This window comes from Sphaerobacter thermophilus DSM 20745, from assembly GCF_000024985.1.
Lineage (GTDB): Bacteria > Chloroflexota > Chloroflexia > Thermomicrobiales > Thermomicrobiaceae > Sphaerobacter > Sphaerobacter thermophilus.
This window is the reverse complement of sequence record NC_013523.1, coordinates 1,323,315-1,342,470: the sequence shown is the minus strand read 5'-3', so window position 1 is coordinate 1,342,470 and position 19,156 is coordinate 1,323,315. Positions and strand designations below refer to the sequence as shown.

Annotated in this window: 19 protein-coding genes and 1 other RNA gene; 6 read left to right on the top strand and 14 right to left on the bottom strand. The window is 67.7% G+C overall.

Annotation, left to right across the window (positions count from 1 at the left end; translation table 11 throughout):
* Positions 1 to 6 precede the first annotated feature (6 nt).
* The 3 genes from holA to STHE_RS06090 form a co-directional block, all read right to left on the bottom strand.
* Positions 7 to 1,008: a DNA polymerase III subunit delta gene (holA, locus tag STHE_RS06095; protein ID WP_245534884.1), complete on the bottom strand. Its 1,002-nt coding sequence runs from the start codon at positions 1,006 to 1,008 to the stop codon at positions 7 to 9.
* Between the two features lie 41 nt (positions 1,009 to 1,049).
* Positions 1,050 to 1,206, bottom strand: a non-coding RNA gene (gene ssrS / locus STHE_RS18445) — 6S RNA.
* Positions 1,207 to 1,327: 121 nt separating this feature from the next.
* Positions 1,328 to 2,434: a hypothetical protein gene (locus tag STHE_RS06090; protein ID WP_012871695.1), complete on the bottom strand. Its 1,107-nt coding sequence runs from the start codon at positions 2,432 to 2,434 to the stop codon at positions 1,328 to 1,330.
* A gap of 209 nt (positions 2,435 to 2,643) precedes the next feature.
* On the opposite strand from STHE_RS06090, the gene STHE_RS06085 reads away from it, so the two are divergent.
* Both STHE_RS06085 and fabF read left to right on the top strand, forming a co-directional pair.
* On the top strand, positions 2,644 to 3,618 hold the full coding sequence (locus STHE_RS06085; protein ID WP_012871694.1) for a 2-hydroxyacid dehydrogenase: 975 nt from the start codon (positions 2,644 to 2,646) through the stop codon (positions 3,616 to 3,618).
* Positions 3,611 to 4,861 (top strand): beta-ketoacyl-ACP synthase II, encoded by a 1,251-nt coding sequence (gene fabF / locus STHE_RS06080; protein ID WP_012871693.1) that lies wholly within the window; start codon positions 3,611 to 3,613, stop codon positions 4,859 to 4,861. Before STHE_RS06085 ends, fabF begins: the two co-directional genes overlap by 8 nt.
* A 223-nt stretch (positions 4,862 to 5,084) precedes the next feature.
* Here the strand turns inward: fabF and rpoD are convergent, their stop codons facing one another.
* Positions 5,085 to 6,257: an RNA polymerase sigma factor RpoD gene (gene rpoD, locus STHE_RS06075; protein WP_012871692.1), complete on the bottom strand. Its 1,173-nt coding sequence runs from the start codon at positions 6,255 to 6,257 to the stop codon at positions 5,085 to 5,087.
* Between the two features lie 332 nt (positions 6,258 to 6,589).
* Between rpoD and ruvC the strand changes: the two genes are divergently transcribed.
* Together ruvC and STHE_RS06065 are read left to right on the top strand one after the other, a co-directional pair.
* Positions 6,590 to 7,096 (top strand): crossover junction endodeoxyribonuclease RuvC, encoded by a 507-nt coding sequence (gene ruvC, locus STHE_RS06070; RefSeq protein WP_012871691.1) that lies wholly within the window; start codon positions 6,590 to 6,592, stop codon positions 7,094 to 7,096.
* Positions 7,097 to 7,107: 11 nt separating this feature from the next.
* Positions 7,108 to 7,905 carry a TlyA family RNA methyltransferase gene (locus tag STHE_RS06065; RefSeq protein ID WP_012871690.1) on the top strand — a complete coding sequence of 266 codons (798 nt, stop codon included), beginning with the start codon at positions 7,108 to 7,110 and terminating at the stop codon, positions 7,903 to 7,905.
* Here the strand turns inward: STHE_RS06065 and meaB are convergent.
* From meaB to STHE_RS06020, 9 genes are read right to left on the bottom strand one after another with little or no spacing between them, the layout of a single operon-like run.
* Positions 7,902 to 8,870 carry a methylmalonyl Co-A mutase-associated GTPase MeaB gene (meaB, locus tag STHE_RS06060; protein ID WP_012871689.1) on the bottom strand — a complete coding sequence of 323 codons (969 nt, stop codon included), beginning with the start codon at positions 8,868 to 8,870 and terminating at the stop codon, positions 7,902 to 7,904. The two genes, STHE_RS06065 and meaB, sit on opposite strands and share 4 nt — an antisense overlap.
* Positions 8,867 to 9,289 (bottom strand): cobalamin B12-binding domain-containing protein, encoded by a 423-nt coding sequence (locus tag STHE_RS06055; RefSeq protein ID WP_012871688.1) that lies wholly within the window; start codon positions 9,287 to 9,289, stop codon positions 8,867 to 8,869. The genes meaB and STHE_RS06055 overlap by 4 nt, the downstream gene beginning before the upstream one ends.
* A 16-nt stretch (positions 9,290 to 9,305) precedes the next feature.
* Positions 9,306 to 10,952 carry an acyl-CoA mutase large subunit family protein gene (locus STHE_RS06050; RefSeq protein ID WP_012871687.1) on the bottom strand — a complete coding sequence of 549 codons (1,647 nt, stop codon included), beginning with the start codon at positions 10,950 to 10,952 and terminating at the stop codon, positions 9,306 to 9,308.
* Between the two features lie 41 nt (positions 10,953 to 10,993).
* Positions 10,994 to 11,560, bottom strand: a complete 567-nt coding sequence (locus tag STHE_RS06045; RefSeq protein ID WP_012871686.1) for a cob(I)yrinic acid a,c-diamide adenosyltransferase — start codon at positions 11,558 to 11,560, stop codon at positions 10,994 to 10,996.
* A 15-nt stretch (positions 11,561 to 11,575) separates the two neighbouring features.
* The gene (locus STHE_RS06040) at positions 11,576 to 12,727 is read right to left on the bottom strand and encodes an acyl-CoA dehydrogenase family protein (protein WP_012871685.1); all 1,152 of its coding nucleotides are present in this window, start codon (positions 12,725 to 12,727) and stop codon (positions 11,576 to 11,578) included.
* Positions 12,728 to 12,736: 9 nt separating this feature from the next.
* Entirely contained in the window at positions 12,737 to 13,588 is an 852-nt protein-coding gene (locus STHE_RS06035) for a 3-hydroxybutyryl-CoA dehydrogenase (protein WP_012871684.1), read from the bottom strand.
* Positions 13,589 to 13,610: 22 nt separating this feature from the next.
* Entirely contained in the window at positions 13,611 to 14,756 is a 1,146-nt protein-coding gene (locus STHE_RS06030; protein ID WP_012871683.1) for an acyl-CoA dehydrogenase, read from the bottom strand.
* A gap of 41 nt (positions 14,757 to 14,797) precedes the next feature.
* Positions 14,798 to 15,442: an aminoacyl-tRNA hydrolase gene (pth, locus tag STHE_RS06025; RefSeq protein ID WP_012871682.1), complete on the bottom strand. Its 645-nt coding sequence runs from the start codon at positions 15,440 to 15,442 to the stop codon at positions 14,798 to 14,800.
* Complete coding sequence (locus STHE_RS06020; protein ID WP_245534883.1) at positions 15,435 to 16,556, bottom strand: glycosyltransferase family 4 protein; 1,122 nt, start codon at positions 16,554 to 16,556, stop codon at positions 15,435 to 15,437. Before STHE_RS06020 ends, pth begins: the two co-directional genes overlap by 8 nt.
* 143 nt (positions 16,557 to 16,699) lie before the next feature.
* Here STHE_RS06020 and STHE_RS18440 point away from each other — a divergent pair, with 143 nt between their 5' ends.
* Entirely contained in the window at positions 16,700 to 17,173 is a 474-nt protein-coding gene (locus STHE_RS18440) for a Sec-independent protein translocase subunit TatA/TatB (protein ID WP_012871680.1), read from the top strand.
* Here STHE_RS18440 and STHE_RS06010 read toward each other — a convergent pair.
* Positions 17,170 to 17,829: a class I SAM-dependent methyltransferase gene (locus STHE_RS06010; RefSeq protein ID WP_052295268.1), complete on the bottom strand. Its 660-nt coding sequence runs from the start codon at positions 17,827 to 17,829 to the stop codon at positions 17,170 to 17,172. The two genes, STHE_RS18440 and STHE_RS06010, sit on opposite strands and share 4 nt — an antisense overlap.
* A 59-nt stretch (positions 17,830 to 17,888) precedes the next feature.
* Here STHE_RS06010 and tgt point away from each other — a divergent pair, with 59 nt between their 5' ends.
* Complete coding sequence (tgt, locus tag STHE_RS06005) at positions 17,889 to 19,133, top strand: tRNA guanosine(34) transglycosylase Tgt (protein WP_012871678.1); 1,245 nt, start codon at positions 17,889 to 17,891, stop codon at positions 19,131 to 19,133.
* Positions 19,134 to 19,156 lie beyond the last annotated feature (23 nt).

Genomic DNA, 19,156 nt, shown 5'->3' with positions numbered 1-19,156 from the left:
CGGGCTCTACCGGCCCGCGGCCAGGCGCGCGACGGTGCCAACCAGCAGATCGGCCGCCTCTGCCTGTCCCTGCTTGGTCGCCACGTCGATCTCGCGCAGCGCGGCCAGGCCGCGCGCGATCCGCTCATACGGGAAGCGACTCGCAGTACGGCTCGCCTGCCTAAGGCGACCTTCGCTGATCCCCGTCTCAGCCGCGAGCGCGGCGGCGCTCTGCGCCTGACCGGCCGCGAGCACCGCGAAGACCTCGAACTGGGACGCGAGCTGGCCGAGAAGCATCTCAGCAGGGGTTCCGGTCGCGAGCGCGCGCTCGACCTCGCGCACCGCACCCGCCACGTCGCCTGCCACGATGGCGTCGGTCAGTCCCCAGATGTTCGTCGCTTCGGCATCGGGCACCAGCGCCCCGACGAGATCGCGCGTGATCTCCTGACTCGGTCCCGCCGCGGTTGCCAGCTTCGCCACTTCCGCGTCGAGGCGGTACAGGTCGGGGGGCACGTCATCGCGCCGCGCGACGGCACGCCAGGACGTGGGGAAGAGGGCTTCGAGGAGCTGGGCAGCCGTTTCGGCTTCGATCGTTGCGTCGTAGCGCCGGGCGCGGGTACGAACCCATTCCACCAGATCACGACCGCGCGGGACATCGTGTCGCTCGATGGTCGCGCCGGGTACCTTGGAGCGCAGCTCACGCTCGTCGGCGGGCTTGATCTCCGACTCGGCCACGATCAGGACGGTGGTTTCCGGGACCGAGGCCAGAAGGGCCAGCGCCTCGACTCGGTCAGCGCTCGTGCGGCGGCCGCGCCCGCCGCCCCCGCCGACGAGGAGGTCCCGCGCGATGACGAGGCGAGTCGCGCCGAAGAATCCGGGGGACAGGCAGGCGCTGCGCAGTTCTCCAAGGTGCTCGGCCGCCCGCTCCACAACCGTGGTGGTGATGCCAGCCGGGTCGTGCTCCGCACGCAGATGCTGGACACGCTCGTCGATCGCGAGCCGATTGGTGCCGTGGAGGATCAGGATCACCAGGCCGTCCCCCAAGAACATGAGGCATGAAAAAGGTGGGGCAAAACCCCACCTCCGCCGGGTGTAACTCGGTTTTGAACCTGCAAAGGCAGGTGGGTGCCGCAACCCCGAGCCCCACGAGGCCCGCTTAGCAGCTCCCGTCGGTTACTTCACGTTGGCTCAAAACGTTGTCGTACACGCCGAGCGGGGTGGGGCTTGACCCTACTGGATACTACCACGCTTGAGGCTCCGCTTCAAGTCTGCGCAATTGCGAGACCCGGTGCCGCATTCACCTCTCAATCGACCTGGTGTTTGGATGCCGGGATCCGGCCTCGCCGACTCAATCTGTTTCCGGTGTGGAGGACGCGCAGGTCGGCAGCGGTTCAAACTGACCCACATCCGCGAACCGGATGCGCAGGGGTGGGTGTCTGCTCCTCACCTGGCTGGTTGGCTCGACGACGAGCAGCGCGGTGCCGCGGGCGTGTCGGCCTCCGTAGAGTTGCGGTAACTTCGCCACGCTACCACTGCGGAGATCAGCCACCCACGGCCCTGTCACTCCATCCCAGGTGGTCAGGTCGCCGGCGATGCTCAAGAACTGGATGTAGTCGCCATCCGGTGCCCGAAAGACCGCCCGCGCCGCGGCCTCGCCGGGCCGCCAGACCCACAGGATCCCGCCGTCGGTCCACGCGAGGACCGACTCGGAGGCCGCCATGAACCCGAGATGACGGATCGCCGCGAGGGCCGGAGGGGGCTCCACGGGCTCGCCGGTGGTGGCATCGGCCGTCATGACGCGACCCGCCCGGTCCTCCGGGCCCGACTGATCGCGCACCTGCCAGATGATGTACGGCCACCAGAAGGTGACCGGGCTTCTCCCGACGTCCCCTGCTGCCAAGATCCGGTCACGCCGGTCGGCCAGCGAGTAGAGATGAATCTCCCGTCCACCCTCGGGGCTGGTCTGTGCCCAGGCGACCATCCCGTGATCGACGGTCGGGAACACGAAGGGACCCGGGATGGTTCGGCCGTCCTTCCGCGGCGCCTCAGCGACCGTCTGCACTTGCCCCGACTCAGCGTCCCAGGCGCGGATGCTCCAGTCTCCCCGGTCGGCTGGGTCGTGCGACTCGCTCCACACCAACCAGCGGCCGTCGAAGCTCCCGCCGGTGACCTGATCCAGATCGGGGTTGGCGAACTGGAAGATCCGAGTGTAGCCGCTCCCGTCAGTGGGGATGGCAGCCACGCCGGCCCAGTCGTCGGTATGGATCGTGGCGAAGACCAGCCGGCCGTCGCCGGACACTGTGAACGGGTTCACCCAGGCGCCGGGGATCTCGACCAGCCCCCGGTTGAGGACCCTTATTTTCGGCCAGAGTGCGGAAACGTCAATGGTGCGCGGCTGCACCTTCCGCGTGTCGCGAGCGTTGAGCGCTCGTGTCCAGGGGTGTGGCAGGCGCACGGGCGACGGTTGAGCCTTTGCGATCGGTCGCTGTTCGGTAATGATGGGGGCGCTCCTGGCTCTGGTTCGGACCGAAACACGATGACGGGGAACTGCTGGATTCGGGATCGCAACGTCGGCGCCAGCCGCGTCGGTATCTCGCCGCGCATGTTGCCGCCCGTTCGACTGCCCGTTAGAATCCGCACGACGTTCGGTGGAGGGAGGACGGCGTGCGGATCGCGGTGAGCCGGGTCATCCCGGAAGTCGGCCTCAACCTGCTCCGAGAAGCGGGCGATGTGACTGTTTGGGAGGGAGAGCTCCCACCGAGCCGCGACGAACTGGTGCGGCTGGCCGAGGGAGCCGATGGCCTGCTGACATTGCTCACCGAGCGGGTGGACGGGGATCTGCTCGACCGGCTACCGTCGGTGAGAGTCGTCAGCAATATGGCAGTCGGGTTCGACAACATCGATGTCGCCGCGTGTACGGAGCGTGGCGTCGCGGTATGCACCACGCCCGATGTGCTGACCGAGACGACGGCCGATCTGGCTTTCGGTCTCCTGCTGGCGGTGGCGCGGCGGATTCCGGAGGGACACAACGCGGTGCGCGCGGGCGCCTGGCGCACGTGGGAGCCGATGGGCTACCTGGGGCCGGATGTCCACGGTGCGACGCTGGGTATCGTCGGGCTCGGCCGGATCGGGCAAGCGGTTGCCCGACGCGCGCGTGGTTTCAATATGCGCGTCCTTTATCACGCTCCGCGGCGCCGTCCCGAGGTTGAGGAGGAGCTCGGGGCCGAGTGGCGGGAACTGGACGCCCTGCTCGCTGAGAGCGACTTTGTCAGCCTGCACGTCCCGTTGAACGAGCAGACTCGCGGGATGATCGGCCGTGAACAACTCCGGCGCATGAAGCCGAGTGCGGTGCTGATCAACACTGCCCGCGGACCTGTCGTGCAGACGGATGCCTTGCTGGAGGCGATGGAGCAAGGCTGGATCTGGGGCGCCGGGCTCGACGTGACCGACCCTGAGCCCTTGCCCGCTGATCATCCCCTGTTGCGGTACCCGCGCGTCGTGGTGACGCCGCACATTGCGAGCGCGAGCTTCACCACGCGAGCGCGGATGGCGGAACTGGCGGCGCGGAACCTGCTCGCTGTCCTGCGCGGTGAGTCGCCGCCACGCTGCCTGAATCCGGAGGTACTCACACGTGACTGAGCGTGACGCGCGCCGAGTCGTCGTCACCGGCATGGGCATTCTGAGCCCGGTCGGCAACACCCTGGACGCGGCGTGGGAGGCGCTGCTCGCTGGCCGCTCGGGCACCGGCCCGATCACCCGCTTCGACGCCGAGGGCTTCGCCAGCCGGATCGCCGGCGAAGTCCACGGTTTTGACCCGCGCGATCGTCTTGAGCCGAAGGAAGCACGGCGTACCGACCGCTTCATTCAGCTCGCGGTGGCGGCGACCCAGGACGCGCTCGCACATGCGGAGCTGGAGATCACGCCGGAGAACGCCCGGAGGGTCGGTGTGTTGCTGGGCACGGCCCTCGGCGGGATCGAGACCGCCGAGCGGGAGCTGCGGACGCTCGCCGAGCGCGGTCCGGGGCGCGTCAGCCCCTTCTTCATCCCGATGTTCCTCGCCGATATGGGCTCAGGCTACGTCTCGATCGTGACGGGCGCGAAGGGCCCGAACTTCGCCACGCTGTCGGCCTGTGCCAGCGCAGCGCACGCGTTGGGTGAGGCGGCGGAGATTATCCGGCGTGGGGAGGCCGACGTGATGCTGGCCGGCGGGGCTGAGGCGCCGATCACACCGGGATCGGTGGCGGGGTTCTGCGCCCTGGGGGCGCTCTCGACCCGGAATGACGAACCGGAGAGCGCAAGCCGCCCGTTTGACCGCACGCGCGACGGCTTCGTGATCGCCGAGGGCGCGGCTACGCTAGTGCTTGAGTCGCTCGAGCACGCGCGGAGCCGGGGGGCAACCATCCTGGCCGAGCTGACCGGCTACGGCGCGACCGGCGATGCCTGTCACATCGTGCAGCCCGACCCGGAGGGTGCCGGGGCCGCGGAGGCGATGGAGATCGCCATCGCACGGGCGGGGCTGGCGCCCCACGACATCGGCTACGTGAACGCTCACGGCACCTCGACGCCGCTCAACGACCGCCTGGAGACGCTCGCACTGAAGCGGGTGTTCGGGGAGGAGCGGGTGCCGCCCGTGAGTTCCACCAAGGCGCTGACGGGTCATCTCCTCGGCGCCGCGGGCGCAGTTGAGGCGGTCTTCACGGTGTTGGCGTTAGCGCGAGGGGTGCTCCCACCGACCTGGCACCTGCGCCATCCCGATCCCGAGTGCGACCTGGATTACGTCTGTGACGGTCCACGGAACGCCGAGGTTCGCCACGCGATCTCGAACTCCCTCGGATTTGGCGGACATAACGTCAGCCTGGTCTTCTCGCGTTACGAGGGGTAGGGTTAGCCCTTCCAGTGCGCGGCGATTCTGACGAGCGATCCTTCGACTCCGCCGCGCGCGGCTGTCGGCACCGCTCAGGGTGACAGCGCAGCATCATAGGAGCGAGGAATCGCTCGTGCCGGCACTGCCCGGTCCAGGATGGGCACCGATAGTCCTGCGCTTCCGAACGAAAACAGGGGAGCGAACCAACCGCTCCCCTGAACGTGATCATGTTTTCCGCAGGTCAATCGAGGTAGCCGCGCAGGCGGTGGCTGTAGGTGGGGTGGCGCAGCTTGCGCAGCGCCTTGGCCTCGATCTGCCTGATGCGCTCACGGGTGATCCCAAACTCGCGCCCGACCTCTTCCAGCGTGCGGAACTGGCCGTCCTCCAGCCCGAAGCGGAGGATGATGATGCGGCGCTCCCGCTCGGTGAGCTTCGAGAGCGCGTCGCTGATCTGATGCTTCAGGAGTTCCTGGGAGGCCAGCTCCAGCGGAGGCGGCATCGTGTCGTCCTCGATGAAATCACCGAGGAAGGCATCGCCCTCCTGGCCCACGGGCGCTTCGAGGGAGACGGGGTGGCGGGAGGCGTCCAGCACCTGCCGCACCTTCTCCTCAGGGATGTCCATGGCGCGCGCGACCTCTTCGAAGGTCGGTTCGCGCTCGAAGATCTGTTGCAGTCGCTGGCTGGTCTTCTTAACTCGGTTGATGGTCTCGCCGACGTGGACGGGGAGGCGGATGGTGCGGCTCTGATCGGAGATTGCGCGGGTGATCGCCTGCCTGATCCACCAGGTGGCGTAGGTGGAGAACTTGAAGCCGCGCTTGTAATCGAACTTGTCGGTGGCCTTCATCAGGCCGATGTTACCCTCCTGGATGAGGTCCAGGAAGGAGAGGCCGCGGCCGACGTACTTCTTGGCGACGCTCACCACGAGGCGGAGGTTCGCCTGGATCAGGTGTGCCCGGGCCTTCTCGCCGTCCTCCTTGTCGGCCAGGAGTTCGGCGCGCTCGGCTTCGGAGGCGTAGTCGCCGTTTGCCAGGCGCTCCTCGGCGATCTTGCCGCGCTCCATGCGCTTGGCCAGCCAGACTTCCTCCTCCATGGTGAGCAGACTCGTTTCGCCGATCTCCTGGAGGTAGAGGCGGACCGAGTCGCTGACGCTGACTGCGTCAGCAACGTCTTGGCGAGTATCGATGGTTGGTGATGCGGGAGCGGGCTGGGACGCGGTGCGCTCGGAAAGGGAGGCTGTGGTACCGTTGCCGTTGGTCGGCTCTTGGTCGAGGACTTCGATTCCCTGCTCTACCAGGGTGCTATAGAATTCGTCGAGGGACTCGACATTCTCCTCAGCGTTCGGGAATGCGGCGATGATTTCATCGGAGAGCAAGTACCCGCGATCCTTGCCCCGTGCGATCAGGCTCGCATCCATACTCTTCTTCACCACCTTCTCAAGGCGCCGAAACCGCCTGAGGGCGAGTACATTAGATAAAAAAATCCCGGGCCACTGGGGCCTGGGCACGCTGGGTCACCCAACCGAATCGAGGGTATGCACGTGGATTGTCCGTCGCATTCCGATCATGCCGCCCCTTGTTTCAACTCTTACCTACCAGTATACCCGGAAAGTTTCCGAATTGCAAGCGGGAGGGGGATGTGGTTGCCGAACGGTACATCCCGTAACCCATGCCTCGTCGTAAGCGGGGCGGCACAGGCGGATCGTCTGCCGATTCACCCAGTCGACTCCCGCGAGGGTGGCGCGCGGCGATGAGCGAGCGTGGGGAGATCATCCTGGGTGTCGACCCGGGAACAGCACTGCTGGGTTATGGGCTGGTTGTGGGGAATGACGAGCCGCTGGCGCTGGAGTACGGCGTACTCTCCACTCCGTCGTCGGAGCGCATGCCCGCGCGGCTGCTGAAGCTCTACGAAGGGTTGAGTACGCTCCTGCGTCGCCACGCGCCGGATGTCGTCGTGATCGAGGAACTGTTCTTCTCGCGCAATGTCACGACTGCCCTCTCGGTCGGCCAGGCGCGGGGTGTGGTTCTCCTTGCGGCTGCGCAGGCGGGGGTGCCGGTCGTGGAGTACAAGCCGGCCGAGGTCAAGCAGGCCGTGGCCGGGTACGGCAAGGCAGACAAGGCGCAGATGCAGGAGATGGTGCGGATCCTCCTGAACCTCGACGAGGTACCAAAGCCGGACGACGCAGCCGACGCCCTCGCCGTGGCCCTCTGCCACGCCCAGACGAGCCGGTTCCACCGCGCGGTCGAGCAGAGGTGAGCGGCGCACCGATGAGCAAGCGGGTTCGCGCGGACGAGTTGCTGGTCGCGCGGGGATTGGCCGAGACTCGCAGCCGAGCGCGGGCGATGATCATGGCGGGGGCGGTGCGCTCGGGCGACCGCGTCATCGACAAGCCGGGAACCCTCCTCCCACCCGACGCGCCACTCGACCTCCGCGAGCGTCCCCGCTTCGTCAGCCGGGGTGGCGAGAAGCTGGACTGGGCGCTGGAGCAGTTCGCCCTTGACATCCGGGACCGGATCTGCGCTGACTTTGGTGCCTCGACCGGCGGGTTCACCGACGTGCTGCTCCAACGCGGCGCGGCGCGGGTGTACGCCATCGACGTCGGCTACGGGCAACTCGACTACCGGCTGCGACAGGATCCGCGCGTGGTCGTGCTCGACCGCACCAACGTGCGGTACCTGGAGTCGCTGCCGGAGCCGATCGACATCGTGACCATCGACGTTTCCTTCATCTCACTGGCACTGGTACTGCCCGCTGCGCTGCGGGTACTCAAGCCAGACGGCTCGTGTGTGGCGCTGATCAAACCGCAGTTCGAGGCGGGGCGAGAGAAGGTCGGGAAGGGCGGGGTCGTTCGCGACCCAAGGGTCCACCGGGAGGTGCTCCGGCGGGTGCTGACCGAGGCACAGTCCCTCGGCTTCACGGTCCGAGGGCTGACGCCGTCGCCGATCCGTGGCCCGGCGGGAAACGTCGAATTCCTTGTCTGGCTGAGCCTCGAAGGCGGCGAGGAGGTCGATCCAGAGCCGCTCATCGACGTAGCGATGGCGGCCCTGAGCGGAGAGAAGGGTTAACGACGGGTCTGGGTGGTGTCGGCCGGGTCGAGCACGCCGTCCAGGAGGCGGTCCGCCAGCGTTCCCGGATCGACCTGACGTGCCAGGAGTGCCGCGCGTGCGTCCGCGAACGCCTGGTCGTGGAGCCTGGCGGTGATCCACTGGTCGAATCGCTCGCGAGCCAGGAGCACCACCTCGCGGGCGAGGCGGCGTTCGATGCGACCCCGGTGCCGTCCCGACTCCTCCAGCCAGGCGCGATGCGCGTCGATTTGGTCCACCAGCCGCGGTATGCCGGTTCCCTCGGTCGCCACCGTTTCCACGATCGGGATCTTCCAGTCGCCCTCGGGGGTCTCGCCCAGGAGCAGCATGTTGCGCAGGTCGCGAACGAGTTGCCGGGCATCGGGACGGTCGGCCTTATTGACGACCAGGATGTCGGCAATCTCCATGATCCCGGCCTTGATCGTTTGGATGCTGTCGCCAAGGCCGGGTACCTGGACCAGCAGAGTGGTATCGGCGGTCTCGGCGATGTCTACCTCGTCCTGCCCGACACCGACGGTCTCGACCAGGATGACGTCGAAGCCGTAGGCGTCGAGGAGGTGGATCGCGCCGGTCGCCGCCAGGGCCAGCCCGCCCATCTGGCCGCGCGTTGCCATGCTGCGGATGTAGACGCCCTCGTCGGCGTGGTTCTCCATCATTCTGATCCGGTCGCCGAGCGTGGCGCCGCCAGTGATGGCGCTTGAGGGATCGATGGCCAGCACCCCGACCCTGCGGTCGCGGCCGCGCAGTTCGCGGATCAGGGCGTTGGTGAGGGTGCTCTTGCCGGCACCGGGAGGGCCGGTGATGCCGACGATGTGCGCTCGACCGGTGCGGTCGAACGACTCGCGGATGGCGCGGGCGCCGAGTTCGGTACGGTTCTCGACGTGAGAGAGCAGCCGCGCCAGAGCACGCCGGTCGCCCGCCAGGAAGCGCTGGATGAGATCGCTCACGCCACGTCCTCTCGCCGTGGGGCGTTCGCGCGGATGAACTCGATCGCGTCGGGCAGCGGCGTGCCTGGTCCGAAGACCTCGGCGACTCCGGCCGCCTTCAGTCTTGGGACGTCCTCCTCGGGGATCGTGCCGCCGACGACTACCAGCACGTCGTCGATGCCCATCTTCCGTAACTCTTCCATCACCCGCGGCACGAGGGCGTTGTGGGCCCCGGAGAGGATGCTGAGGCCGATCACGTCGACATCTTCGTCGGCGGCGGCGCGGGCGATCATCTCCGGCGTCTGGAAGAGGCCGGTGTAGATCACCTCCATTCCGGCGTCGCGCAGCGCGCGGACCATGACCTTGGCTCCGCGGTCGTGGCCGTCGAGGCCGGGTTTTGCCACGAGTACCCGGATCGGGCGCGTCCGGCTGGCAGACACCTTCTCCTCCCCTCGATCAGACCACCGCCACGGGCCGGTACTCACCGTACACGGCCTTGAGGCAGTTGGTGATCTCCCCGAGCGTAGCGTAGGCGCGCACCGCGCGCAGAAGGTGCGGCATCAAGTTCTCCCCGGCGCGTGCCGCTTGCTCCAGCGCGTCGAGGGAAGCGCGCCACTCGTCCTGATCGCGCTCCCGGCGCACGCGTGCGAGGCGCTGGCGCTGGCGCTCCTCCCCCTCGGGGTCCATCGTCAGAAGCGGGATGTCCGCCGGCTCCTCGTTGCGCAGCGCATTGACGCCGATCACGATCTTGCGGCGCTCGGCTATGGCCTGTTCGTAGCGGTAGGCGCTGTCGGCGATGCGCCGCTGGAAGTAGCCGTTCTCGATGGCGGCAAGAACGCCCCCCATTTCAGCAATCTCATCGAGGATCGCCTGCACGCGCTGCTCCATCTCGCTGGTCATGGTCTCGACCAGGTAGCTGCCGGCGAGCGGGTCGACGCTGTTGGCGACGCCGCTCTCATAGGCGATGATCTGCTGTGTGCGCAGGGCGATGCGCACCGCCCAGTCGGACGGCAGCGCCAGTGCCTCGTCGAGCGAGTTGGTGTGCAACGACTGGGTTCCGCCGAGGACGGCCGCCAGCGCCTGGATCGTGGTCCGGATAATGTTGTTCTCCGGCTCCTGCGCGGTGAGGGAGCAGCCCGCGGTCTGCGTGTGGAAGCGCATCCACCAGGAGCGCGGGTTCTTCGCCCCGTAGTGCTCGCGCATCAGCCGGGCCCAGATGCGCCGCGCAGCACGGAACTTGGCAATCTCCTCGAAGAAATCGTTGTGACAGTTGAAGAAGAACGAGATCCGGGGCGCGAACTCGTCGATGTCCAGGCCACGGGCAAGTGCCGCATCCACGTAGGCCATACCGTCGGCGATGGTGAACGCCAGCTCTTCGGTAGCGGTCGCCCCCGCCTCGCGGATGTGGTACCCACTGACGCTGATGCTGTTCCACTTCGGCATCTCGCGGGAGGCGAACTCAATGGTGTCGGTCACGAGGCTCATCGACGGCTCGGGCGGGAAGATGTACTCGTTCTGGGCGGTGAACTCCTTGAGGATGTCGTTCTGAAGCGTGCCACCCAGCTTGGCTCGCGGGATGCCGCGCTTCTCGGCCGTAGCGATGTACATCGCCCAGATCGCGGCGGCCGGTCCGTTGATCGTCATCGAGGTCGTGATCTGGTCGAGTGGAATCCCGTCGAGCAGGATCTCCATGTCGGCCAGCGACGACACGGCCACGCCGCACTTGCCGAACTCGCCCTCCGCCATCGGATCGTCGGTGTCGCGACCGTAGAGCGTGGGCAGGTCGAAGGCGATGGAGAGGCCGGTCTCACCGTGGTCTAGCAGGTAGCGGAAGCGGGCGTTCGTCTCCTCTGCCGAGCCGAAGCCGGAGAACATCCGCATCGTCCAGAGCTTGCCCCGATAGAGGTTCTTGTGGATACCCCGGGTGAAGGGATATTCGCCTGGGCGACCCAGGTCTCGCTCGGGATCGAACCCTACCCGCTCCAGATCGTCTTCGGTGTAGACCTCCTTGACCGGCTCACCCGAGACGGTCGTGAAGTCCCGCTGGGCCGGATCGGGTGGCTCGCGGTATCGCTCGTCGTCGTTGACGTCGAAGTGGCGCATGGCGTGTCCCACCTCCTCGGTCCGGCGTGCGGGCCGGCCCGTCAGTAGTGAATGCCGCGGCGGAGCGGCTGCTCGGCGCGCTCGCTGGACTTGACGATTTCCATCATGGTAACCGAATCGGCGGCCTCCTTCAGGGTATCGGTAACTGTTGCCCCACTGACGACGATGTCGAGCCATGGGGCGGACTCATTCACCAAGTCCAGAATCCTGGACTCCTCTACCAGGCCCTGGCCGACCAGAGTCAGCAGCCCGTCGAGGATGAGGATGTTGGTGACGCGCTGGCGCACGTGCACCTGCGCCTCTCGTAGCGCCGCCTCGAGGCGGTCAGGCGCGATGGCCGGACCGTCCATGTCCTCCACCGTTCGCTGGGGAGGGACGGTGCCGTACTGGGTGAGCGTCACTCCGGTGAGGAAGGACACGGCGGCGACCTCGCCGCGGTCGCGCCCGCCCTTTAGGAACTCGATGATGTGCACGCGAAGGTTGTGCCCCGCTGCGCGGAGGGCGATGCCGAGCGCGGCGTCCGACGTCGCACGCTCGTGCCCCACCAGCAGCATGAGATAGCCGCGCTGCGTCGACTGTCCGTTCTTCTCTGTTGACTGACCTGCCATCGGTTTCTCCAAACCTCACTGACTGTCACTCAAGAGCCGGCGCGCGATGACGAGTCGCTGGATCTCGGAGGTCCCTTCGTAGATCACCGTCGCGCGGGCATCCCGAAAATATCGCTCGACTGCGTACTCCTCGAGGTAGCCGTAGCCGCCGTGGATCTGGACCGCCTGGTCCGTCACGAACGTCGCGGTCTCGGAGGCGAAGAGTTTGGCCTGCGAGGCCGCGAGGGTATGTGGCTGGCCCTGGTCGCGCAGGGTCGCGGCCCGCCACACGAGGAGCCGCGCCGCGTCGATCCGCGTTGCCATGTCGGCCAGCTTCCACTGGATCGCCTGGAAGTCCGCGATCGGGCGGCCGAACTGCTGGCGCTCACGGGCGTACCGCCGGGCCAGGTCAAAGGCGCCGCGGGCGATGCCGACCGCCTGGGCACCGATGCCGATGCGGCCACCGTCGAGCAACGCCATCGCGATGCCGAACCCATCACCCTCGTTGCCCAAGAGTCGCGTCGCCGGGACGCGACATTCGGTCAACGTCACCTCGGCGATCTCCGAGGCCCGCAGCCCGAGCTTGTGCTCGCGCCGGGGCACCGCCAGCCCGGGTGTGTCCCGATCGACGGCGAAGGCCGAGATACGGCGCGAGGTGCGAGCCTCCGGGTCGGTGACGGCAAAGATGATGTAGAGCCCGGCGTGGTCGCCGTGGGTCACGAAGATCTTCCGCCCGTCGAGGACGTAGTGGTCGCCGTCGCGGCGGGCACGGGTCGTGAGCGCGGCGGCGTCCGAGCCGGCACTGGGCTCGGTCAACGCGTAGGCGCCGAGGATCTCCCCGGAGGCGAGCCTCGGCAGAAGCTCGGCCTGAAGCTCGGGCTGGCCATAGGTTGCCACCGCACCGCAGACGAGGGTGTTGTGGACCGAGAGCGTGACGGATAGCGCCGGTGACCCGGCGGCGACCTCCTCGTAGACGAGCGCGGCACCCAAGGAGCCGACCGGATTCCCCCCGAACTCCTCTGGCACCATCAGGCCGCACAGTCCGAGCGTTGCGGCGGCGCGGAGTTCGTCGGCCGGAAACGCGGCCTCGCGGTCGCGATCCGCGGCCCGCGGCGTCACCGCGTCCGCCACGAACTCACGCACGGTCTCCTGGAGCAGCCGAAGCTCGTCCGGGAGGGTGAAGTCCATCGTCGCTCCCTACGGGTAGGTGTAGAATCCCTCGCCCGTCTTCCTGCCCAGTTTCCCGGCTGCGACCATCTTCCGCAGGAGCGGGCACGGGCGGTACTTGTCGTCGCCCAGGTCGCGGTGCAGCACCTCCAGGATGTCGAGGCAGACGTCGAGGCCGATCAGGTCGGCCAGCGCCAGCGGCCCCATGGGGTGGTTCATACCGAGCCGCATCACGGTGTCGATGTCCTCAGCGGTGGCGACCCCCTCCATCAGGCAGAAGATCGCTTCGTTGATCATTGGCATCAGCACGCGGTTGGAGACGAAGCCGGGAAAGTCGTTCACCGTCACCGGCGTCTTGCCCAGCCGCCTGGCAAGATCCATCACCGCGGCGTGCGTCTCGTCCGAGGTGCCCAACCCGCGGATAACCTCGACCAGTTGCATGACCGGGACCGGGTTGAAGAAGTGCATGCCGACGACCTTGTCCGGCCGGCGGGTGATCGCAGCGAGCTGGGTGATGGAGATCGACGACGTGTTGGATGCCAGGATTGTCGCGCTGGGGCTGATCTCATCCAGGCGCCGGAAAATATCCGCTTTCAGGTCCAGAACTTCGGGCACCGCCTCGATAACAAGGTCGGCCTCAGCCGCGCTGTCGACGGAGGCGTCGGTCTGGATCAGGCTCGTGGCAACGCCCGCCTCCTCCTCGGTGAGCCGTCCCTTCTCCACCTCACGGTGGAGCCGTTGCGCGATCGTCTCAAATGCGCGGTCCAGGATCGCCTGGTCGCGGTCGATCATTGTGACCGGGATACCGGCCCGAGCCACGACCTGCACGATCCCGCTCCCCATCGTCCCCGCGCCGACGACCGCGACGCGCGTGATCTCCATCGGCTTGTCCGTCCCTTCCTACCTATGCTTCCGCCAGGAGCCGGCGGGCGATGACGAGCCGTTGAATCTCCGACGTGCCCTCGCCGATCTCAGTCAGGCGGACATCGCGGTAATACCGCTCAACCGGGTACTCCGTGGTGTACCCGTATCCCCCGTGAATCTGAATCGCCTTGTGGCAGATACGCTCGGCGGCTTCCGAAGCGAAGAGCTTGGCCATCGCCGCTTCGGTGGTGTGCGGCAAGCCACGATCCTTCAGCCAGGCCGCCCGGTATACCAGCCAGCGCGCGGCCTCAAGCTGGGTCGCCATATCGGCGAGCATGAAACTGATGGCCTGGAAGTCCGCGATGCGCTGACCGAACTGCTCGCGCTCCAGCGCGTAGTCCCGGGCCGCACGCAGCGCCGCCTGGGCGATCCCGACTGACATCGCCCCGATGCCGATCCGGCCCCCGTCGAGGACCTGGAGGAATTGTCTGAAGCCCTCCCCCGGGCGGCCCAGGAGGTTGTCGACCGGAACCCGGCAGTCCTGGAAGTAGACCTGGGAGGTGACCGAGCCGTGGAGGCCCATCTTCTCCTGGTCCTGCCCGAAGCTCACACCGGGCGCGTCGGCCGGCACGATGATGTTGGAAATTCCGCGCCGCCCGGCCTCGGGGTCTGTCACGGCGGTGACGATGATCACCCCGGCGATGCTGCCGTTGGTGGTGAAGACCTTCTGGCCGTTAATCACGAACTCGTTGCCGTCGCGCACGGCGGTGGTTCGCGTGGCGCCCGCGTCGGAGCCGGCCTGCGGCTCGGTGAGTCCGAACGCGCCGAGCATCTTTCCCTCGGCCAGCGGCGTGAGGAAGCGCCGCTTCTGCTCCTCGTTGCCGAACATGAGCAGCGGCACGCAGACGAGGCCGGTGTGGGCAGCGATCGTGAGTGCGGTGGACCCGCACGCGCCGGCAAGCTCCTCGATGAGCAGGGTGAACGCGAGCCCGTCGGCTCCTACGCCGCCGTACTCCTCGGGGATCGGCACCCCGAGCAGCCCCAGTTCGGCCGCTGCGTTGATCACGTCCCAGGGGAATTCGCCGGTGCGGTCGATCTCCGCGGCGCGCGGCGCGACGACGTCGTTGGCGAACGCGCGGAAGCGCTCCCGGAAGAGTTGATGCTCGGAGTCGAGTGCGAAGTCCACGTTACACCTCCTGCCTGGAGCCTCGTTGCTCCCGGCCGTCGCTACGTTCCGGAAGTGAACCGCTGGCTGTCTACTCTCCCTTGCGCTTCGCGTCCGTCCTCTCGCTGGGCACCAGCCCGATTGTACATGTTCATCGCGGCATCGATGCCATCCTGGTACCAACTGAGCGCGGCATCGGCGGCGAGCGCGATGACCTCAGGTAGGACCCGTTCCTCCTCCGATCGAAAACGGCTGAGCACGTAGCTCACGGAGCTCCCGTGGGCCGGCCGGCCGATTCCCACCCGGAGGCGCGGCACCCGGTCGGTGCCGAGGTGCTCGATCACGGACTGTAAACCCTTGTGCCCGGCACTACTGCCACCCGGACGTAGCCGGATGCGGCCGAACGGGAGATCGAGGTCGTCATAGATGATGAGGATGCGCTCGGTGGGGACACGGTACCAGCGTGCCGCCTGGGCCACGGCGATCCCGCTGAGGTTCATGTAGGTTTGCGGCTTCTGCAGCACGATGCGGCCGGGCTCGTCGCGCGTCTCGATCAGCTCGCTGTCGAACTGGTTGCGCAACGTCCCCGGCTCCAACTTCCGTGCGAGATGGTCGACCACCATGAAGCCGATGTTGTGCCGGGTCGCCGCGTAGCGTTGTCCCGGGTTGCCGAGCCCCACGATCAACCAGGTCGGTCGCTCATTCACCAGCGAGCACCCTCCGGTAGATAGCCGCGGTCTCCCGCGCCGTTCGTTCCCAGCGGAACTGTGCCGCCCGCTCCCTGCCGCGCGCAGCCAGGTCGCGCCGCAGCGTGGCATCGTCCAGCACCCACGCCAGCACCTCCGCCCACGTTGCCGGCTCGTCCTCATCGACGAGCACCGCCGCGTCGCCCGCCACCTCAGGCAGCGCCCCGCGCTTGGCGACCACCGCCGGCAGTCCCGCCGCCATCGCCTCTGCGAGCGGCAGGCCGAACCCCTCGTCGAACGAGGGGAGGGCGAGCACGGTCGCCGTGCGATAGAGCGCGTGCAGGAGCCGGTCGCCGACCTCCGTCAGCCAGACAGCCAGTCCTGACTGCTCCAGTTCGCGGATCGCCGCCGTGCCCTCCTCCGAGCGCCAACCCGGCTGGCCGGCGACGACGAGGAGCGGGGCAAGGTCTGGCTGCCGCACGGCCAGATCCGCCACCGCCCGCGCGAGTAAGACGTGACGCTTGCGCGGCTCAACGGTGCCCACCACCAGGATCACTGGCCGATCACGGCCGAGCAGAGCGGGGGCGATCTCGGGCGCCTCCCGCGCGATCGTCTGGTTGGGCGGTTCGGACGGCTCGGCGAAGAAGGTGTCGGCCACTCCGTTGTAGACGGCGTGTACCTGGTGCGCCGGCACGCCGAGCCGCTCGATAACCTGTTCACGAACCGTGCCCGAGACAGCGATTACCGCCCGTGCCGCGTGGATCGCGCGCGGGAGTTGACCGTAGTAGCGCAGGCCGTCGGCTGCGAGCAGGGACGGGTCGGTGAGGAATGCAAGGTCGTGCACAGTCACGACCAGCGGGATGCCTGGCGCGACCGGTGGAATAAAGTCGGGGCTGTGGAGCAGGCGGGGCCTGTGGCGCAGCACTTCCAATCCGAGCGTCCAGCGCTCAAGCCGGTGGTGCGGAGGAGTTCTGACGCGGACGGTCGGCAGACCGGCCTCGATGCCGGCGCGGTTGACAAGGACGCGCACGGTCAGGTCCGGTGCCGCCGCGGGCAGGTGGGCGGCGAGTTCAGCGACATATCGCGTAATACCTCCGCGCCGATATGCTAAGATCCGGCCGTCGAGTAGGAGCACCGGCTGCCATTCCCTCTCCATGCGGCCAGCACACGTCCCAGCGATCGCGCCTCGCCGTCCGTGCCCGCTCGCGATGGTATACTACCAACCGTCAGCATCCGGACGGGCCCAGGGGCTGCGGTAGCGTCGAACGGAGAGCGTGGATGAACTTCTTTGGCATGGGGCCGATGGAGATCCTGGTGATCATGGTGATCGCCCTCATGATCTTCGGGCCGGGAAAACTGCCTGAGATCGCGCAGGGGATCGGGAAGGGCATCCGCGAGTTCCGGGCCGCAACCAGCGACCTGACGGGCGAGTTCCAGCGGACGCTCAACGAGGTCACCAGCGAGGTCACGTCGGTGGGCGACGAGGTCCGGCAGTCCGCCGCGGACGTGCACCGGACCACGACATCGGTGCTGACCGAGGCAACCCGTTTGGACCAGATCAACACGCCTCCGCCGCCCCCCGGGGCGTCGGCGCGTGTCGCCAAGGCTGTGGCCGAGGCAAAGGCCGCTGCCCCGCAGCGGATGCCGACCAAGGCCGACCCGCTTGCCGACCTGATGCCGATCGATGCGCCGCCCGCGGTTGCGTCCAACGGCCACGACACCGGGACAGGGTCCGGCGGCACGACCAGTTAGCCCCCAGCCGCCGGGCGGTCAGTACGGCTTGCAACCCAGAGATGAGCATGCCCGCGGGGTGTGGCGACGGTGTGCCAGACCCCGGGCAGGGCGGGATACGCGAGCACGTCCGTCGAAGGGGTGCCGCCCCTTACCCGATCCCCGTAGAAGAGACGGGCGAGTACTCCGACCGGCCGGCGCCATCCTTGCCAATCCGTGATCTCACCGCCGAGAACGACAACGAACCGCCCACCCGGCTCGAGGACGCGGGCCACTTCAGCGAGTGTGTCCCGCTCGAGGATGAACGGCGCCGGGAAGGTTGAGACGACCGTCGTGAATGCGGCGTCGCGGAAGGGGAGGGCTCCAGCGGCAGCGCGCACCAGCCAGCCGCGGCGAACACGCCGGCTCGCTACGCGCAGCATACTCGGCGACCGATCCACGCCAATGGCGATCGCCCTCTCGTGCAGTTCGGGGAGGAGCGCTCCGGTTCCACAGCCGAGGTCGAGGACGCGCCCTGGACCAACGAAAGGGAGGACAGCCTGGCGCCAGCGATGCCACTCGTCGCCGAACACCAGGCGGCTCAGCGGATCGTAGAACCAGGCGTGGCGGTACAGTTGGTCGAATGACCACAGTTGCAGGCGGCGGCGAATCTCGCGTGTACGGCGTTTGTCGCTCATCGGCATCGATCGCCTGTCGTGCCTGACGCGCCCCTCGGCGCCTGTGCTACCATTCGACCATGATTGAGCGCGATAACGCCGCATCGCACTCCGGCGGCAAGCAGCCCCACCACTTCGAGATCCAGGCATCGGACCCGACGACCAGGGCCCGCGTCGGTATCCTCCGGACCCGGCGCGGTGAAGTGCGCACGCCGGCGTTCATGCCCGTTGGCACCCAGGCGAGCGTCAAGTCGCTGACGCCGGATGAGGTGCGGGCGAGCGGCACCGACATCATTCTTGCGAATACCTATCACCTCATGCTCCGTCCGGGCCTGGCTGTCCTGGAAGCGGCAGGCGGCGTCCAGCGCTTCATGGCGTGGGACGGACCGATCCTCACCGACTCCGGGGGCTTTCAGGTCTTCAGCCTGGCACAGCGGCGGGAGGTGCGCGAGGAGGGCGTGACCTTCCGTTCTCACCTCGACGGAAGCCTTTGGGAACTGACCCCCGAATCGGCGATCGACCTCCAGCTCGGCTTTGGCTCGGACATCATCATGCCACTCGACGAGTTGGTCGGCTACGGGAGCGACGACGCCGCGCAGGCCGCGGCGATGGAGCGAACGCACCGCTGGCTGCGTCGTGCCATCGAGCGCTTCGCCGCGCGCCAGGCGGATGTGGCGCCCGACTCCCGCCCCATGCTCTTCGGGATCGCTCAAGGGGGCTTCGATCCGGACCGACGGCGGGAGAGCGCGAGCTTCCTGCGGGACCTGCCGCTCGACGGCTCGGCGATCGGCGGCCTCAGCGTGGGCGAGCCGAAAGAGGTCATGGCGGAGATGCTCGACGCCTCGATTGACGGTCTGCCACCCGAGCGGCCGCGCTACCTCATGGGAGTCGGATCGCCGGAGGATCTCTGGCGAGGGGTGGCCGCTGGAGTCGACATGTTCGACTGCGTCCACCCGACGCGCGTGGCGCGGCGGGGGGCGCTCTTCACCCCGGACGGGCGTGTCGACGTCACCGCAGCTCGGTTTCGAACACACTTCGGGCCGGTCGATGAGACCTGTAACTGCCCAACCTGCACGACATTCAGCGCGGCCTACCTCCACCACCTGTTCCGCGCGCGTGAACTGCTGGCTTACCGGCTGGGCACGATTCACAACCTCTGGTTCATCCAGCGGGAGATGGCGCGGATTCGGGACGCGATCGCCCGCGGGACGTTTGTGGAGGAAATGCGATCCTTCCTCGACCGCTACCGCCCGGCCGACAGCGCAGCGGCCGCGCGGCAGCGGCAGCGGCACCGAGGACTTCGTGCAGAGGCGGGAACCGCGTGAGGGTGGTCTCTGTGGAGAGGAGC